General features: G+C 56.7%; 19 protein-coding genes. 12 read left to right on the top strand and 7 right to left on the bottom strand.

The window, feature by feature from the left end; translation table 11 throughout:
• Window positions 1–45 precede the first annotated feature (45 nt).
• Entirely contained in the window at window positions 46–735 is a 690-nt protein-coding gene (gene gntX / locus EDF78_RS11015) for a DNA utilization protein GntX (protein ID WP_095923839.1), read from the bottom strand.
• Between the two features lie 46 nt (window positions 736–781).
• Here gntX and bioH point away from each other — a divergent pair, with 46 nt between their 5' ends.
• The 12 genes from bioH (at window position 782) to EDF78_RS11075 (ending at window position 10232) form a co-directional block, all read left to right on the top strand.
• Complete coding sequence (gene bioH, locus EDF78_RS11020; RefSeq protein WP_119825331.1) at window positions 782–1552, top strand: pimeloyl-ACP methyl ester esterase BioH; 771 nt, start codon at window positions 782–784, stop codon at window positions 1550–1552.
• A gap of 232 nt (window positions 1553–1784) precedes the next feature.
• Window positions 1785–2054, top strand: a complete 270-nt coding sequence (locus EDF78_RS11025) for a YdgH/BhsA/McbA-like domain containing protein (protein ID WP_119825329.1) — start codon at window positions 1785–1787, stop codon at window positions 2052–2054.
• A 309-nt stretch (window positions 2055–2363) separates the two neighbouring features.
• On the top strand, window positions 2364–4025 hold the full coding sequence (gene mdcA, locus EDF78_RS11030; protein ID WP_095923836.1) for a malonate decarboxylase subunit alpha: 1662 nt from the start codon (window positions 2364–2366) through the stop codon (window positions 4023–4025).
• Window positions 4026–4030: 5 nt separating this feature from the next.
• A complete protein-coding gene (locus EDF78_RS11035) occupies window positions 4031–4888 on the top strand; it encodes a triphosphoribosyl-dephospho-CoA synthase (RefSeq protein WP_133823106.1) in 858 nt (285 codons plus the stop codon).
• Window positions 4889–4928: 40 nt separating this feature from the next.
• On the top strand, window positions 4929–5231 hold the full coding sequence (locus EDF78_RS11040; RefSeq protein ID WP_095923834.1) for a malonate decarboxylase subunit delta: 303 nt from the start codon (window positions 4929–4931) through the stop codon (window positions 5229–5231).
• Window positions 5221–6072, top strand: coding sequence for a biotin-independent malonate decarboxylase subunit beta (locus tag EDF78_RS11045; RefSeq protein WP_095923833.1), 852 nt, complete (start codon window positions 5221–5223; stop codon window positions 6070–6072). The genes EDF78_RS11040 and EDF78_RS11045 overlap by 11 nt, the downstream gene beginning before the upstream one ends.
• The gene (mdcE, locus tag EDF78_RS11050) at window positions 6069–6884 is read left to right on the top strand and encodes a biotin-independent malonate decarboxylase subunit gamma (protein WP_095923832.1); all 816 of its coding nucleotides are present in this window, start codon (window positions 6069–6071) and stop codon (window positions 6882–6884) included. Before EDF78_RS11045 ends, mdcE begins: the two co-directional genes overlap by 4 nt.
• Window positions 6885–7073: 189 nt before the next feature.
• A complete protein-coding gene (locus EDF78_RS11055; protein WP_095923831.1) occupies window positions 7074–8036 on the top strand; it encodes an AEC family transporter in 963 nt (320 codons plus the stop codon).
• 16 nt (window positions 8037–8052) lie between these two features.
• Window positions 8053–8679, top strand: a complete 627-nt coding sequence (locus EDF78_RS11060; protein WP_095923830.1) for a malonate decarboxylase holo-ACP synthase — start codon at window positions 8053–8055, stop codon at window positions 8677–8679.
• Between the two features lie 27 nt (window positions 8680–8706).
• Entirely contained in the window at window positions 8707–9642 is a 936-nt protein-coding gene (gene mdcH, locus EDF78_RS11065; RefSeq protein ID WP_133823107.1) for a malonate decarboxylase subunit epsilon, read from the top strand.
• A gap of 100 nt (window positions 9643–9742) precedes the next feature.
• Window positions 9743–9982, top strand: a complete 240-nt coding sequence (locus tag EDF78_RS11070; RefSeq protein WP_095923828.1) for a DUF4160 domain-containing protein — start codon at window positions 9743–9745, stop codon at window positions 9980–9982.
• Window positions 9966–10232, top strand: a complete 267-nt coding sequence (locus EDF78_RS11075) for a DUF2442 domain-containing protein (RefSeq protein ID WP_095923827.1) — start codon at window positions 9966–9968, stop codon at window positions 10230–10232. The genes EDF78_RS11070 and EDF78_RS11075 overlap by 17 nt, the downstream gene beginning before the upstream one ends.
• On the opposite strand, the gene EDF78_RS11080 is transcribed toward EDF78_RS11075, so the two are convergent.
• From EDF78_RS11080 to greB, 6 genes are all read right to left on the bottom strand, one after another.
• Entirely contained in the window at window positions 10212–11132 is a 921-nt protein-coding gene (locus tag EDF78_RS11080) for a LysR family transcriptional regulator (RefSeq protein ID WP_095923826.1), read from the bottom strand. The two genes, EDF78_RS11075 and EDF78_RS11080, sit on opposite strands and share 21 nt — an antisense overlap.
• Window positions 11133–11201: 69 nt before the next feature.
• Window positions 11202–11441, bottom strand: coding sequence for a FeoC-like transcriptional regulator (locus EDF78_RS11085; RefSeq protein WP_095923825.1), 240 nt, complete (start codon window positions 11439–11441; stop codon window positions 11202–11204).
• A gap of 8 nt (window positions 11442–11449) precedes the next feature.
• A complete protein-coding gene (gene feoB / locus EDF78_RS11090; RefSeq protein WP_133823108.1) occupies window positions 11450–13768 on the bottom strand; it encodes a Fe(2+) transporter permease subunit FeoB in 2319 nt (772 codons plus the stop codon).
• 87 nt (window positions 13769–13855) lie between these two features.
• The gene (feoA, locus tag EDF78_RS11095) at window positions 13856–14080 is read right to left on the bottom strand and encodes a ferrous iron transporter A (RefSeq protein ID WP_014333518.1); all 225 of its coding nucleotides are present in this window, start codon (window positions 14078–14080) and stop codon (window positions 13856–13858) included.
• A 414-nt stretch (window positions 14081–14494) separates the two neighbouring features.
• Window positions 14495–16825 carry a Tex family protein gene (locus tag EDF78_RS11100; RefSeq protein ID WP_133823109.1) on the bottom strand — a complete coding sequence of 777 codons (2331 nt, stop codon included), beginning with the start codon at window positions 16823–16825 and terminating at the stop codon, window positions 14495–14497.
• A gap of 113 nt (window positions 16826–16938) precedes the next feature.
• Window positions 16939–17412: a transcription elongation factor GreB gene (gene greB / locus EDF78_RS11105; protein ID WP_095923822.1), complete on the bottom strand. Its 474-nt coding sequence runs from the start codon at window positions 17410–17412 to the stop codon at window positions 16939–16941.
• Window positions 17413–17635: the final 223 nt, after the last annotated feature.

The following is a 17635-nucleotide window of genomic DNA, read 5'->3' on the forward strand; positions in this document are numbered from 1 at the left end:
TTTACCCGTCACCCTCAGTGTTGCGCTGGTGTTAGCAGCACGTGCCTATGTCTGCAACGTCCGGCAAATACAGGCGATTTGCAGCGAAGCAACGCCCTGATTACGCAGAATTTTACCGATTTCCCGCACCGTGCTGCCGGTGGTGACCACATCATCGAGCAACATCACGTGTTTACCGCGCAGGCGGGTATGGCAGGTAAACGCCTTGCGCAGATTCCACTTCCGCTCCCGTTCGGTCAGGCTTTGCTGTGATGTCGTTTGCCGGTCACGGCTTAACGCACCGGGGAGATAATCACAATGCAGCCAGCGCGCCAGCGGTCGGGCGAGCAATTCACTCTGATTAAAACCCCGCCAGGCATAACGTTGCCGGTGCAGCGGCACGCTGAGGATGACATCGGGGCGGCGCAGGGTATTGCCCCGGTAGCGTTCCAGCCAGCGCAGCAGGAGCAGACGGGCGAGCGCGGTGTCCGGTTCCGGAAACCGGGACGATTTAAGGCGTAGCACCAGCCCGCTGACCGGCGGCTCATAGGGTGTGGCGAAAACCATGGCATCCCACGGCGGCGGTTTTTGCAGGCAGCGCCCGCAGTCGTGATGACCGCCGGAAGAGGGCAGTCCGCAGCGCGGGCAGCACGGCGGCGCGACAGGCAGATGTGACAGGCACACACTGCAAATGCCCTGAACCGCAAGATGCAGCGGACACTGGCATAGCCAACAGCGGCTGGCAATTGTTAGCATAGTGGCGGATTCCTTTTGCCATTCAGACAGACACGGACAATACGCTATGAAAACGCTTTACCGGGAGACAATCGGCGAAGGAGATCGCCATCTTGTGCTGCTTCACGGATGGGGGCTGAATGCCGAAGTGTGGCGTTACACCGCAGAGCGACTTGCGCCGCAATTTTGTCTGCATCTGGTGGATTTACCGGGCTATGGTCGCAGTGAAGATTTCCCGGCCATGAGCCTGACGGAAATGGCCGACATTGTGCTGGAGGCGATGCCGGAAAAGGCGTCATGGATGGGCTGGTCGCTGGGCGGGCTGGTCGCCAGTCAGGTGGCGCTGAGCGCACCGGAGCGCGTCGAAAAGCTGATCACCGTGGCGTCCTCGCCCTGCTTTGGCGCGCAGGAAAACTGGCCGGGGATCCGCCCCGACGTCTTGCAGGGATTCCAGCATCAGCTGAGTGAAGATTTTCAGCGCACCGTCGAGCGTTTTCTGGCCCTGCAAACGCTCGGCAGCAACAGCGCACGTCAGGATGCGCGCCTGCTGAAATCCATTGTACTCGGACAGCCGATGCCTTGCGTGGATGTGCTGAACGGCGGGCTGGAGATTTTACGCCAGGTCGATTTACGCCAGGCCATGACGACGCTGACGCTGCCGCTATTGCGCATTTACGGCGCGCTGGACGGACTGGTGCCGCGCAAAATAGTGCCGCTGCTGGATGCCTTACTGCCGCATTCCCGTTCTGAAATCATTGATAAAGCGGCACATGCGCCGTTTATCTCCCATCCCGAAAAGTTTTGTGAGCTTGTCGAGCGGTTCCTGGTTTCAGACTGAAAATCAATGTAAATATTTTTTTCGATTTTCTGGCTAATTTCCAAGGGTGACTAATACTTAAGCCGATGATGACGGGGTGAAAGGCACGCGTAAGTTGTTACGCCTGCCTGTTTGCGTCTCTGGGGAGTTTACTGGTGTTTAACCATGAAGGTCATGCCAGCGCAGATGCACCGATTGTTCATATCTTGACTGCTTTCTTTGAGAATTATTCATCCAATTTAGAGGTATTGTCATGAAATCAAACAAAATTATTATTGCTGCCGTGCTGGCAGGATTGTTCTCAGTTAACGCAATGGCCGCTGAAATGATCTCGAAACAAGAAGCCAAAGATAAGGGTTACACCAGCCTGGGTCTGGTTTCTACTATTAACGAATACACCGCGCCGATGGACGCGAAAGAAGAGTTGTCCAAGCTGGCGGATGAAAAAGGCGGCAAATACTATGTCGTTATCGCCGCGCAGGAGAAGAAGAAAATCAGTGCGTCGGCTGAAGTCTTCAAATAATCGTTCTTCTGACGGTCTGAACCCGGGGATGCCTTTGTGCATCCCTTTTTTATTTCCCGCTTTTTGTGCACTTCCTCTCTTTCTTTGTTCTGTATCAACTTGTTTTTAATGAATTAGCCCGAATCGTTACTCTCAGAGTAACGAACTGTCAGAGCACTTAATTGATGGAAAATTCCACGCTGCCTACACTTAGCAGGCTATCAAAACAGGTCAAATGTGATGCAACCGCCACTTGACTGAACTTCCCAACGCCTCTTTGTTTCATCACGCCGGGAAAGATTCAGCAAGCTCAACCCAGGGAGGTTTGGCATGCCGCAACATCCGCAGACCACGAAAGTGTGGGACACCCGCCGCAATGAAAAACAACGGCGTATCGACAGTGTCCGTTCCGTGGCCGAGGGTAAAGTCTTACCCACAGATAAAATTATTCCTGTCCTCGAAACGCTGATTGCCTCCGGCGACCGCGTGGTGATGGAAGGTAACAACCAAAAACAAGCTGACTTCCTTTCCCGCTCACTGGCGAAAGTGAACCCTGAAAAGCTGCATGATTTGCATATGATCATGCCGAGCGTCAGCCGCGCCGAACATCTGGATCTCTTCGAACGCGGTATCGCCCGCAAGCTGGACTTCGCCTTCTCCGGCCCGCAAAGCCTGCGTATCGCGCAGCTGCTGGAAGACGGTCAGATGGAAATCGGCGCGATCCACACCTATATCGAATTGTATTCCCGCCTTTATGTCGATCTGGTGCCGAACATTGCCCTGATTGCCGGTTTCAAAGCCGACCGCAAAGGTAACCTGTACACCGGCGCAAGTACCGAAGACACCCCGGCGCTGGTCGAAGCCGCAGCCTTTAAAAACGGCATCGTGATTGCGCAGGTTAACGAACTGGTTGACGAAGAAACCGACCTGCCGCGCGTGGATATTCCCGGCGACTGGATCGATTTCGTGGTGGTGGCCGACAAACCGTTCTTTATCGAACCGTTGTTCACCCGTGATCCGCGTCTGATTAAACCGGTTCACGTGCTGATGGCGATGATGGCGATCAAAGGCATCTACGCCAAACACAACGTGCAGTCGCTGAACCACGGCATCGGCTTTAACACCGCCGCCATCGAACTGCTGCTGCCCACTTACGGCGAACAGCTCGGGCTGCGCGGCAAAATCTGTAAACACTGGACACTGAACCCGCATCCGACGCTGATCCCGGCGATTGAAAGCGGCTGGGTGGAAACCGTGCACTGCTTCGGTGGCGAACTGGGGATGGAAGAATATATCCGCGCCCGTCCCGATGTGTTCTTCACCGGTTCCGACGGCTCCATGCGCTCCAACCGTGCGTTCTGCCAGCTGGCAGGCCAGTACGCGGTGGACATGTTCATCGGTTCGACCTTGCAGGTCGACGGACTGGCGAACTCCTCAACCGTGACCCGTGGCCGTCTGGCCGGTTTCGGTGGCGCACCGAACATGGGGCATGACCCGCACGGTCGCCGTCACTCCACGCCCGCCTGGCTCGACATGATCGAAGAGCCGGACCCGATGGCGCGCGGTAAAAAGCTGGTCGTCCAGATGGTGGAAACCTTCCAGGCCGGTGGCAAACCGACCTTCGTTGAGAAACTCGAAGCCGTCGATGTGGGTAAAGAATCCGGTATGCCTCTGGCACCGGTGATGATTTACGGCGACGACGTGACTCACGTGCTGACCGAAGAAGGCATCGCCTATCTGCACCGCGCCCGTTCTCTCGAAGAACGTCGTGCGATGGTGGCGGCCGTGGCCGGTATCACTGACATCGGTCTGGGCGTTGACGCCAAACGCGTCGCCGACCTGCGCCGTCAGGAACTGGTGGTCTTCCCGGAAGACATGGGCATCCGCCGCACCGACGCCACCCGTTCATTACTGGCGGCAGGCAGCGTGAGCGAGCTGGTTGACTGGTCCGGCGGTTTGTATAACCCGCCCGCCAAATTCCGTAGCTGGTGATCACCATGCCGCAGACTTTAACGATTGGCGCTGTACTCACAGCGGAAGAACTGGCCGAAAGGCTGGCAGAAACGGCGACGCAGGCGCTGATCGACGAAGCGCGGCTTAGCCCGAAACCGGGGCTGGTAGACAGCCGGAGTGCCGGAGCCCATCAGGATTTAAGTTTGGATCTGATGGTGCGTTCGGCGCGCAGCCTGACCTCCACCTTCTATTTGCTGGCCTTACACAGCTGGCAGCGCCCGGCGGATATCGCCCTGCGTCAGGAAGTGGGGCGTTTAGGCCGCGTGGGAGAAGCGCAGATGATGGCGGAAACCGGCGGAGTGAATACTCACCGGGGCGCTATCTGGGCGATGGGGTTGCTGGTCAGCGCCGTCGCCATGCAGCCGGAAAAATTACTGCCGCTGCATATTGCGCAGCGCGCCGCGAAAATTGCGGCGTTGCCCGACGCTTTCAGCCCGAAAAAATTCAGTAAAGGTTCGCACGCCGTGCAGCGTTATCAGGTGCCGGGTGCACGCGAAGAGGCACAAAGCGGTTTCCCGCACATTATCGGTGGTGCGCTGCCACAGCTTCATCACAGCCGGGCACGGGGCGCGAGCGAAAGCGAAGCGCAGGTCGATGCCTTACTGGCGGTGATGTCCACACTGGCCGATACCTGCGTGTTATCGCGCGGCGGGTTGCCGGCGCTGGAGGCCATGCATCAGGGCGCGCAGGCCGTGCTCGAAGCCGGCGGAATGAGAACCATGGCGGGCAAACAGCTTTTACGCCATCTCGAATACCGCATGCTGGCCGATAACGTATCGCCCGGAGGCGCTGCCGATTTACTGGCCGCGACGCTGTTCCTTGACCGCGTCAGCGTGGCCTGAACCGGACACGAATTAACTAACATCAGGACAAAGAGGTGTTATGGAACGTTTTGAATTTTCTTACCCGGCGGCCAAACCGCTGGCAGATCACGCCCAGGCGGGTGTGGTAGGTTCCGGCGATTTAGAAGCGCTGTATGAACCACAAACAACCCGTGCGCTGAACATTACCGTGACCACGTCCGTCGACGGCAGTCACAGCCTGTGGCAGCACTTTTTCGACCGTCTGAACGCGCTGCGCGAATTACCGGCCGGGCGTCTCGACATTAACGATTTTGGCGCCACACCCGGGGTTGCCCGTCTGCGTATCGAACAGGTCTTTGAGGAGGCTGAACATGCCAACTGATACTTCCGTTCAGGATCAGAGCTTTATTGAACTGAATGCCCGCCAGCGCGCCCGCAAATTGCTGGACGCAGGGACTTTCCGCGAACTGCTCGGGCCGTTCGAACGCATCCAGTCACCGTGGCTGGAACCGCAGGGCATCGTGCCGCAGGCCGATGACGGCATGGTGGTGGCGAAAGGCCAGATTAACGGCCAGCCCGCTGTTGTTGTGGCGATCGAAGGCAGCTTCCAGGGCGGCAGCATGGGCGAAGTGTCCGGCGCCAAAATGGCCGCTGCGCTGGAAATGGCCGCAGAAGACAACCGCAACGGTATCCCGACGCAGGCCGTTCTGCTGCTGGAAACCGGTGGCGTGCGTTTGCAGGAAGCCAATCTGGGCCTTGCCGCGATCGCTGACATTCACGCCGCGATTGTGGATTTACGCCGCTATACACCGGTGATCGGCGTGGTTGCCGGTACTGTCGGTTGCTTTGGCGGGATGTCGATCGCCGCCGCACTGTGCAGCTATCTGATTGTCACCCGTGAAGCGCGTCTGGGGCTGAACGGTCCGCAGGTGATCGAACAGGAAGCCGGTATCGATGAATACGATTCCCGCGACCGTCCGTTTATCTGGAGCATGACCGGTGGCGAAGTGCGTTATCACAGCGGTTTTGTCGATGCGCTGGTGAAAGATTCCCTCGCTGAAGTGAAAGACAGCATGCTGGCCTTCATCAAAAAAGGCGTTCCGGCGACCCATCGTTCGGATAACTATGAGTATTACCTGCCAAAACTGACCGGTTTTGACACCGCGCAGCAGGCCAGCCGTGAGGTCACGGAAGCCTTGTTTAACCGGGAGGATCGCGCATGAGCAACGTAAATAACAACGCAGTCAGCCGGGGTGATTACTGGTTCGCTGAACTGACTAAAGACGCCACACCGGTTGCCGGTCTTTGCCCTTCCGTAAAAGCGGCTGACGGCAAAATGAATGACCAGCCTGTGCGTTTCATCGCCGTGGTGCCGGACAAAAATAACCAGTATCCGCGTGCTGCGGGCGGTGAAGTCGGTCTGCTCGAAGGCTGGAATCTGGCGAAAGTCGTCAACGACGTCATTGATGCCGACGCTGATGCCAGCACCAAACGCGCCATCGTGGCAGTGATTGACGTGCCAAGTCAGGCATACGGTCGTCGCGAAGAAGCATTCGGTATCCATCAGGCGCTGGCCGGTGCCGCAGGCGCTTACGCCAAAGCGCGTCTGGCCGGGCATCCGGTGGTCGGGCTGATTGTCGGCAAAGCGATGTCCGGTGCGTTTCTGGCGCACGGTTATCAGGCCAACAAACTGATCGCCTTCAAAAACAACGGCGTGATGATCCACGCGATGGGGAAAGAATCCGCCGCACGTATCACCTTACGTTCTGTGGACGCGCTGGAAAAACTGGCTGCCACCATTCCGCCGATGGCTTATGACATCGAAAACTACGCCACGCTGGGGCTGCTGTCGCAATTACTCGACATCGCTGACCCGGACAAGGCAACACCCGATGACATCAGCAGCGTAGAAAACGCTGTCTGGCAAAACATCCAGGACGCACGCAAAGAAGGCGTTAGCCTCAGCAACCGTCTGGGTGCGGAAAACCGCGCAAGTTCGCAGCGCGTTCGCCAGCAGATGCGTCAGGAATGGTAATTCGTTAACACTTTCAGTCTCAACCGGTAACGCACCTGCAAACAGCGTGACGCAGCCGCATTGCGGGTTCCCGCCCTGACATACCGTCCGGGCGAGGGCCTGCTGTTGTCTGCAACTGGACTGTCATACTAAAAAAACCATCGCACCGGCGCCGACTGAGCATTCATTTTTTGCCTCAGGAAAAACGCTATGACTTACGTAATATTGCACGCGCTTGCCCCTATTTTCGTCATCATGATCCTCGGTTTTTATGCCGGGAAAGCGAAAATGGTGGATAACCAGAATGTCTCTTTACTGAATATTTTCGTGATGGATTTTGCTTTACCCGCTGCGCTGTTTGCAGCAACCGTACAAACCCCGTGGGCGGGCATTGTGGAACAGTCGCCGCTGATTCTGGTGCTGGTTCTGGCGATGTGGATCACCTACGCGGCGATTTACTTTATTTGCACTAAAGTCTTCAAAAAGTCTCCGCAGGATGCGGCTGTGCTGACGCTGACCGTGGCACTGCCGAACTATGCGGCGCTTGGTTTGCCGATTCTGAGCAGCGTAATGGGCGATGCGCCGTCAACGTCACTGTCCGTCGCGGTGTCTATCGCCTGCGGTTCCGTGCTGATGACGCCGTTCTGCCTGCTGATCCTGGAACGTGAAAAAGCGCGTCTCAGTGGCGAAAATCAGGGGTCTTCTCTGGCACTGCTGCCGGTGCTGATGTGGCGTTCAGTGAAAAAACCGATCGTCTGGGCACCGTTGCTGGGCGTGATCCTGTCAGCGATTGGCATTAAAATGCCGGAAATTTTCCTGGCATCGATCAAGCCGCTGGGTCTGTCAGCGACCGCGTCTGCGCTGTTCCTGACTGGTGTGATCCTGTCAGCCCGTAAACTGAAAATTAACGGTCCGGTGTTGTTGTCTTGTGTGGCGAAAAACCTGATCCAGCCGTTTATCGCCTGGGGTCTGGTGCTGGCCTTTGGCCTGAGTGGTCAGGTGGCGGTGACCGCTATCCTGATGATTGCACTGTCTGCCGGTTTCTTCGGTATCGTGTTCGGTAACCGTTTTGGTGTGCAGTCTCCCGATGCCGAAGCGTCACTGCTGATCAGTTCCGTGTTGTGCATCGTGACCTTGCCGCTGTTTATCTCACTGACCGCTGCATTGCATTGATTTAAAAGGATTGAATATGTGTGACCCGCGTGCCCATGATTTTGTCTGGATCCGTGACCGCTCCGCGCTGCAAAGCGACGATGAATTACCCGCGTGGGTGAACACCGGCTGGCGCAGTTCGCTGCCGCTGGTGGTGCGTCGTGACCAGCGGGCTGACGGCGCAGTTCCGGTGGGCATTCGCGGCATGACCCGCATTCAGCGTGCCGCCGCCTGGGTCAGCCCGGCGGCGGTGGTGCGGGTCGTCACACCGGAATCACTGGTCAGCGACGTGAATGCGCTTTTGCACTCTCCGTTTGTGTCACAGCAACCGGTGCAGGCGCTGATTACGTTATGCAGTCTGCAACTGCCTTTCCCGTGGGGCGTGACGGGCAGTTGCGCCTACGCGCTGGCCAGTGACCTGCCGGTCATGCACGCCGACAGCGATCTCGATTTACTGGTGCGCTGCGACGCACCGGCGGATCCTTCTCAGTTTTCTGATTTTTACGACCAGCTTCAGCGGCTTCCCTGCCGCGCCGACGTTCAGATCACGACGCCGCAGGGGGGATTTGCCCTCAGCGAATGGCTGCGCGGCGGTGACATCATGCTGAAAACGGCGTCCGGCCCGGTGCTGGTGCGTGACCCGTGGCAATCGCCTGCAGGCTGATGCCTGCAAAAAGAAGCAAGGAGCACGATGAAAATCTTATTTACCTTCCCCGGACAAGGGCCGCAGGTGCCGCAGATGCTGCATCGCCTGCCGGATAATCCGCTTACGCATTCCCTCATCGGACAGGCCAGCCTCGCCCTCGGCGAAGACGTTCTGCTGCTCGATACCGCCGATGCCTTACGCTGCACCCGCGCGGTACAACTGTGTTTGCTGATTGCCGGTGTGGTCTGGGCGAAACAATGTCAGGCCGCAGGGATTGAGGCAGATTTTTGCAGCGGGCTGTCCATTGGCGCGTTTCCTGCCGCAGTGATTGCCGGTGCCCTCGACTTTGATGATGCCGTGCGTCTGGTTGCCCTGCGCGGTGAACTGATGCAACAGGCGTATCCGCAGGGCTTTGGCCTGTCGGCGATCACCGGACTGCGTCAGATGCAGGTTGAAGCGCTGGTGGCGCAGGTCAACAGCGCCACGACACCGGTGTATCTGGCGAATATTAACGCCGAAGACCAGCTGGTGATTGCGGGCAGCGACGCCGCGATGGCGCAGGTGATGCAACTTGCGAAAGGGCTGGGGGCGCAGAAAACGCATCAGCTGGCGGTCAGCGTGCCGTCACATTGCGCCCTGCTCGATGAGCCTGCGGCAAAACTGGTGGAGGCGTTTAAACAGATCCCCATTTCCCGTCCGGCCTGCGGCTATCTCAGCGGAACGACGGGGCGAGTTTACTGGCAGCCGGAGAAAATCGCCGACGATCTGGCGATGAACATGGCGCGCACCGTTAACTGGCGGGACGCGATGGTGGCGGCCTACCAGCGCGATGTCCGGCTGGCGATTGAAATGCCCCCTGGCGCGGTGCTGACCGGCCTGACCCGCCGTGCGATGGAGCAGGGCGAAGCGTTGTCTTTATGCCAGTCCGGCATGCAGGTTGCGGCACGTCTCGCAACACGGTTACGGGAAAACAAACGTTGATTAAAGGCATGATAGGTTGGTGATGCTACGGACTAAAAACCTTTCCTGCGTGAAAGGTTTTTTGTTTTTACCGGACCGTTCATACAGGGAAGTCACCGACATGCCAGTGATACTACGTTTTAAAAATTACCGTTTTTTCTTCTATTCCAATGAAGGAAACCCTCTTGAACCGCATCATATTCATGTAAGATCTGGTCAGAAAGAAGCCAAACTGTGGCTTTCGCCTGTCACCCTGTGTCGTCAGACAGGATTTTCTTCCAGAGAGGTCAGGGAAATCATAACGTTAACCAACGTTTATCAGACACTATTTCAAGGAGCATGGAATGAATATTTCGCCTAAGAGTGTTCGTTTTGATGAAAGTACAATGTGGGTGACTCTTGAAGATGGTCAGATCCTGACAGTGGCGTTGGCGCAGTTCCCCGTTCTGTTGAACGCAACACCCGAACAGCGTCAGGATTGCGAAACCAGTGCTTATGGTTTGCATTGGGATGCCCTTGATGAAGATATTTCTATTGAGGGCCTGATGGTGGGAAAGCCGATTGCTAAACCGGCTGTGCTTACCCATCTGTCAGCGCTTTCTGCTCGCTAGCGCATACATCCGGCTTTCAGCGGCGAGGGCGAGCAGGTTCGGATCGTGCTCGCGGCTGTGCGGGAAGACCAGCGAGATGGTCTGGCGCATCTGGTAGGCTTCGGCCAGGGGCAGTAACTTCACCGTATTTTCATACACGCCTTTCATCCTGCCGGGGATCAGCGTGTAACCGACACCCGCCTGTACCAGACTCAGCATTGAGAAAATATCGTTCACCCGCGTCACGATATCCGGCTCGAAACCGGCCACCTGAAAGGCTTCCTGAAAGCCGTGATAGGTGGCGAATCCTTCGGCCAGCGACACGAACTTCTTCTGTTTGAAATCACGTAAATCTGCGGTGCCTTCTGACGCCAGCTCTGCACTGGCCGGTGCGGCAAGAAAAATATCATCCTGAAACAGCGGCAGTTGATCGTAACGCTGGGCATCGACGGTCGAATCGCTGGTCGAAATCAGGATGGCATCCAGCTGACCGTCTTCCAGCTTGTGCAGCAAATCATTATTCGATCCCATCACCAGTTCCAGTTCAAGCTCCGGACGGCGCAGTTTCAGCCCCATGATCAGGCGCGGAATGGTTTCCAGTGTCAGCGAATATAAGGTGCCGACTTTCAGGCGTTTATCACCAAACCCGGCGGCGCGCTGGGTCGCCAGAATGCCGTGTTCCATTTGCTCAATCACCTGCGTGGCATGCTCCAGCAACGCTTCGGCGGCGGGCAACGGCAGCAGGTTACGGCCACGATGGATAAACAGCGGACAACGCAAACCTTCTTCCAGCGAATGCAGGGCGCGATGCACGCTGACGCTGCTCAGACCGAGTTGCTCGGCTGCGCGGGTGATATTTTGCTTTTCCATGTAAGCGAGAAAAATTTCGAGTTTACGGAAGGTAATTTCACTGTCGATCATGCAGGCTCCTGCGGCGCGTAAACGAGGAGTGATGATAGCCGCGACGCGGCTATCATGAAAGGCGTGGGTTCAGTGTTGCGTCAGCTGATAGCTGACCGTGAGGCACTTTTTACCGTCGGCGCAGCTTTTACAACTGCCGCTCAGACAGCTGTCATCGGCGTCGATCACTTCGGCTTTGCGCATGGCGACCAGCCGTTCAAGCATCGCCTGCACCAGCGGTTGTGGCGCGTTAAGCTGCTGGCTGAGCTGGCGGGCATCGGCCCGTCCGGCCAGTGCAAGACTGTCGCGCACCTGAATCAGACTGGTCATCGCATCTCCTAATGGCAGTCGCTGCCGGTGGCGGGTTCACAACAGGCCGCCACATTACGCGGTTGCAGGTGAACACTAACCCGGCTGCGGGCTTTGCGCAGGGCAGTCAGGATGATGGCATTGAAAATCAGCACGCAAAGGATAATGCCCGCGCTGTGAGCCGGATGGCTGCTGAACGTCGCCGCCTGATAGAACAGCGTGGCCAGCGAGTACGCCACATTCAGCCCCCAGAAGATGGAGAATGTCATCCAGCTGCGGCTGGTTTCACGGGCAATCGCCCCCATCACCGAGACGCAAGGCACGTAAAGCAGCACGAAAATCAGGTAGCTGTAAGCAGAAACCGCCGAGCCAAATTTGGTGCTCATCACGCCCATGGAGCTGACGCCCATTTCGCCGTCACCTTTGCTGGCTTCGATCGGGTTCGACAGCACGCTGAGGCTGAAGGTGTCTTTCAGGCCCTGCCAGGTTTCATTTACCGCGCCACCCAGTTCATCGAACAGGTTGAAACTGGCGGCATCGAACGCTTCATTATGGATATGTTCGGCGGTGTACAGGGTGTTCAGCGTACCGACCACCACTTCTTTCGCCATCGCACCGGTCACCAGACCGACGGTCGCCTGCCAGTTGTCAGAATGGACGCCCATCGGCGACAGCACTGGTGTCAGCACTTTACTGACCGACGCCAGCGCCGAGTCATTGATGTTATCCACGGCCTTGCCGCTGAACGAGAAGCTGTTCAGTGCACCGATGAAAATACTGGCGACAACGATCACCTTACCGGCACGCAGCACGAAGCCTTTCAGGCGTTGCCAGGTTTGCAGCAGCAGGCTTTTCAGGTGCGGAACGTGATAAACCGGCAGTTCCATCACAAACGGAGAGGCTTCGCCGCGCATGATGGTGTATTTCAGCAGCAGGCCGGTCAGGATGGCGACCACGATACCCAGCAGATACAGCGAGAACACCACGGACGCGCCTTTCTGCCCGAAGAAGGCTGCAGAGAATACCGCGAAAATCGCCAGCCGTGCGCCGCAGGACATAAACGGCGCCATCATTACGGTGATCAGACGTTCGCGCGGCGCATCCAGCGTACGGGCACCCATAATGGACGGCACGTTACAGCCGAAGCCGACGATCAGCGGCACGAAGGATTTACCCGGCAGACCGAGGGACTGCATCAGGCGGTCCATCACGAACGCGGCGCGCGCCATATAACCGGAGTCTTCAAGGAAGGACAGGAACAGATACATCATGCCGATTTGCGGCACCAGCGGCAGGACGGTGTTGATCCCGCCGCCAATGCCCTGCGCCAGGAAAATGGTCAGCCACTGCGGGAAGTGCAGGGTAAAACCAATCCACTGCATCCCCTGAATGAAAATCGCGGCTGAGCCGATATCGAAAATCGGTTGCAGTGCACCGCCGATATTGATCGCCAGCACGAACATCAGATACATCACCAACAGGAAGATCGGCACGCCGAGGAAACGGTTGAGGATCACGCGGTCCAGCGCCTGCGTTAGCTTGTTGGGCGCGGTGAGGTGCGAGTTACTGACGTCTGCGCAAAGCGCCGCAATGCTCTGATAACGCGCGTCGGCAATCAGCAGCGCCGGGTCTTCCAGCTTCTGCTCAGTCAGCCGGGCTTTCACCTCGGGCAGAAGTGCCTGCGCTTTGCCCGCATGCGTCTGGCTGTAAATATCCCCTTCCAGAATTTGCAGCGCCAGCCAGCGGCGCTGTTGCAGCGTCATGTCTTGCGGCATGTCAGCGGCCAGCACATCCACTTCCTGTTGCAGCACCGGGTGATATTTCACCCGTTCCAGCGCGGCCACTTGCGGCAACGGGTCGATGGCGGCTTTCAGCTCTTTGATGCCGCTGGCGCGGGTAGAAATCAGCGGCACGACAGGGCAACCCAGCCGCGCTGACAGCGCCGGGATATCAATATGGATGTTCTGGATTTTGGCGATATCGAGCATGTTCAGCGCCACGATACAGGGCACGCCCAGCTCGAGCAGTTGCAGAGTCAGGTACAGATTGCGCTCAAGGTTTGAGGCATCCACCACGTTGATCATCAGATCTGCGTCGCCGCTCAGAATGTAATGGCAGGCAATTTGCTCATCGAGCGAGGTTTGCTCGGAAATGGTGGTCAGGGAATAGGTGCCCGGTAAATCTACCAGCGTAATCTGATGGTCTGCGGTGGCGAACTGGCCTTCTTTGCGCTCGACCGTGACACCGGCCCAGTTACCTACACGCTGGCGGGAACCTGTTAACTGATTGAAGAGTGTGGTCTTGCCTGAATTGGGATTACCAATCAGGCCGATCGTTAATGGTTTCATACGATAAAGTCTACGTGTCAGAAAGGGTAAACAGGCAAGCCAAAGGGCTGCCCCAAAAAATGAACTGCCAAAGGCCTGATGTGAGGATCAGGCCAGCATCTCGAGCTGGAGGAGATCGAGGTCTTTTCTGCGGACGACGAGACTGGTGCGGCGGGTTTCGATTTGTACCGGATCGCCCATCGGCGCAACGCGGATGATGTTAAAAAAGGACCCCGGTAGCATCCCGAGGGACAGCAGTTTCTGACGGTAGGCCGGGCTGATTTCGTGTGAAAAGCCGGTAATTTTATAAGCACGTTTTGATTGAAGTTGCATAGTTCCTCGCGAGGCGATCAGGCATTAAGGGTGACGGCGCCTGGATATTGTGCGCCGTGCGTCCCTGCCCGGTGATGTCGCTGGCTGGCGATATATGTGGCTAAAATTATTGCTCAGAAATTGTCCCTGGTGCGAAATTGCCGGCCTGTGGCTGGCGGCGTAGTGAATACGCAAAGAAGTACAAACGAAAATAGTTATCATAATTAGTACGCGTAGTGAGACAAAAGAGAAGAGGCGAACCTCTTCGCGGGTATCTCCACCGCGACGCTATCCTATGCCTGCCAAAGCCCCGATTTATTGATTTACCTCAGTGATTGATTCATTAGGATAGAGTTTAAAAAGTGTCGAAAAAAGATACATAAAAAAAGCCGCTGATTTTCAGCGGCTTTCATAACGCGGAGGGAAAAACAAAAATTAGCGTTTTTTGCCGAGGGCAGCCGCCAGCGCATCCGCCATGGCATTATTGCCTGCTGGCGCGGCATTGCGGCCCGCAGGTTTGTTCGGAGAATGGCGTTTCTGGTTGTCGCGGGCATCTGACGCTGGCGCGGAAGAACGGCGGGCAGGCGCTTCGCCCGGCTGCTCATCCAGTCGCATGGTCAGCGCGATACGTTTGCGTTGCAGATCGACTTCCATCACTTTGACTTTGACGATATCGCCGGCTTTCACCACGGTATGCGGATCTTCCACGAACTTGTTCGCCAGTGACGAGATGTGAACCAGACCGTCCTGATGCACGCCGATATCCACAAACGCGCCGAAGTTAGTGACGTTGGTGACCGAGCCTTCAAGGATCATGCCCGGCATCAGGTCATTCATGGTTTCGACACCTTCGGCAAAGGTCGCGGTTTTGAACTCAGGACGCGGATCGTGCCCCGGTTTTTCCAACTCTTTGATGATGTCGGTGACTGTCGGCACGCCGAACTGTTCGTCCGTGAATTCACTGGCTTTCAGGCCGCGCAGCACATTCGAATCGCCCATCAGTTCTTTCAGCGCCAGCTGCGTCGCAGCCAGAATGCGTTCGACCACCGGATAGGTTTCCGGGTGAACCGTGGAGGCATCAAGCGGGTTGTCGCCGTGGTTGATACGCAGGAAGCCCGCGCACTGTTCAAAAGCTTTCGGCCCCAGACGGCTGACTTTCAGCAACTGTTCGCGATTGCGGAACTGGCCGTTTTCGTCACGCCAGTTAACGATATTCTGCGCCATCATACGGGTCAGACCGGCCACGCGGGTCAGCAGCGGAACAGACGCGGTATTCAGATCCACGCCGACGGCGTTTACGCAGTCTTCCACCACGGTATCGAGTTTTTTCGCCAGCTGAGACTGACTGACATCGTGCTGATACTGGCCGACACCGATAGATTTCGGGTCGATTTTCACCAGCTCGGCCAGCGGATCCTGCAAGCGACGCGCAATGGAAACGGCACCACGAATGGACACATCCAGATCCGGGAATTCCAGCGCCGCCAGTTCGGACGCGGAATACACCGACGCACCGGCTTCACTGACAATCACTTTCTGCGCTTTTACCGCCGGGAACTGTTTTTGCAGTTCGAGGAAGAAACGCTCGGTTTCGCGGGACGCCGTACCGTTCCCGATCGCCACCAGTTCGACGTTATGTTTGATACACAGTGCGGCAACCTGTTGCGCGGCTTTCGCGGACTGACCGGTATGGGGATAAACGGTATCGATATCCACCAGTTTGCCGGTGTTATCCACAACGGCGACTTTCACACCGGTACGTAAACCCGGATCGAGGCCCATGGTGGCGCGCATACCGGCCGGTGCGGCCATCAGCAGATCGTGCATGTTGCGGGCAAAGACGTTAATCGCTTCATCTTCGGCGCGTTCGCGCACGGTGCCCATCAGCTCGGTTTCGAGGTGCAGCAATACTTTGATGCGCCACGTCCAGTTAACCACCGCACGACGCCAGACGTCGGCAGGCGCATTGTTCAGACGCAGACCCAGATGATCAATGATCAGCTGTTCGGCATAACTCTCTTTCGGCGGCTCATCGTGCTGCGGATCGGCATTCAGCGCCAGCTGCAATACGCCTTCGTTGCGGCCACGGAACATCGCCAGCGCACGGTGCGATGGCACCTGAGAAATCGGTTCGTGGTGATCGAAATAGTCGCGGAATTTCGCGCCTTCCTGCTCTTTGCCTTCCACCATGCGGGAAGTGAGATGGGCATTTTTCCACAGATAATCACGGACTTTCGCCAGCAGCGATGCATCTTCGGCAAAGCGTTCCATCAGAATGTAGCGCGCGCCATCCAGCGCCGCTTTGGTATCGGCCACGCCTTTACCGGCATCAACGAATGTGGCAGCGGTCGCTTCCGGCTCGTTTTGCGGATCGTTCCACAGCAGTTCGGCCAGCGGTTCCAGACCGGCTTCGATGGCGATCTGACCACGGGTGCGGCGCTTCGGTTTAAACGGCAGATACAGGTCTTCCAGCTCGGTTTTGCTCAGCGTGGTGTTGATGGCTTTCGCCAGATCGTCGCTGAGTTTGCCCTGTTCTTCGATGGATTTGAGGATGGTCTGGCGGCGGTCTTCCAGCTCCCGCAGATAACCCAGACGGGTGTCCAACTGACGCAGCTGGGTATCATCCAACCCACCGGTGACTTCCTTACGATACCGCGCAATAAAGGGCACGGTATTACCTTCATCCAGCAGACGCACCACGGAAGCAACCTGCTCCGGGCGAACCTGCAATTCACTTGCGATAATGCGGCTCAGTTGATCATTCATAGGTCTGTTATCTGTTTAATTGGCTGTAAAAAGCAGGGGCACAGTTATACGGTTTGAAGACCAAAAATGCCAGTCATCAGGCCGAGCACCCGCGTGTTTTGAGAGTTAGCTGATCATTTAACGTATTCAATGTCATTGACGTACCAGGTCGCGTCGCCGACCGGCGTGGTGACAATCAGGCTGTCGCCGACTTCTTTTTTCAGCAGCGCGCGTGCCATCGGCGAGTCGATAGAAATGTAATCCTTGCGGCCAAAGATTTCATCGTAACCGACAATGCGGAAACGCTTGATGTCGCCGTCGTCGTTTTCCACTTCCACCCACGCCCCGAAGAACACTTTACCGTCCTGTTGCGGCGAGTAATCGACGATGCGCAATTGCTCCAGACATTTCGTCAGGTAACGCACGCGGCGGTCGATTTCACGCAGCCGCTTTTTGTTGTACTGGTAGTCGGCATTTTCGCTGCGGTCGCCCAGACTGGCGGCCCAGGTGACCTTTTTGGTCACTTCCGGACGCTCTTCACGCCACAGGAAATCCAGTTCAGTTTTGAGCTTGTCGTAGCCTTCCCGGGTAATCAGTTTTGTTTTCATGTCACCTGCCGCTTTCCTCAAAATCCTTTTACTATTGTTTCACACAATCGTGCCGCTGACAGCGCAGAAATCAGCCGGAGGTGCCGTGTTACTGCTACGCTTTATCTGTTGGCTTTTTAGTCAAATAATCTTTATCCTGCGGCGCAATATATTGAATTTAATAAAAGTCCTGATTTAAATAAAAATATCACTTCTGGCTATGGATCACAGGGATTAGGGGTAC

This window comes from Rahnella sp. BIGb0236, from assembly GCF_004364755.1.
Classification (GTDB): domain Bacteria; phylum Pseudomonadota; class Gammaproteobacteria; order Enterobacterales; family Enterobacteriaceae; genus Rahnella; species Rahnella victoriana.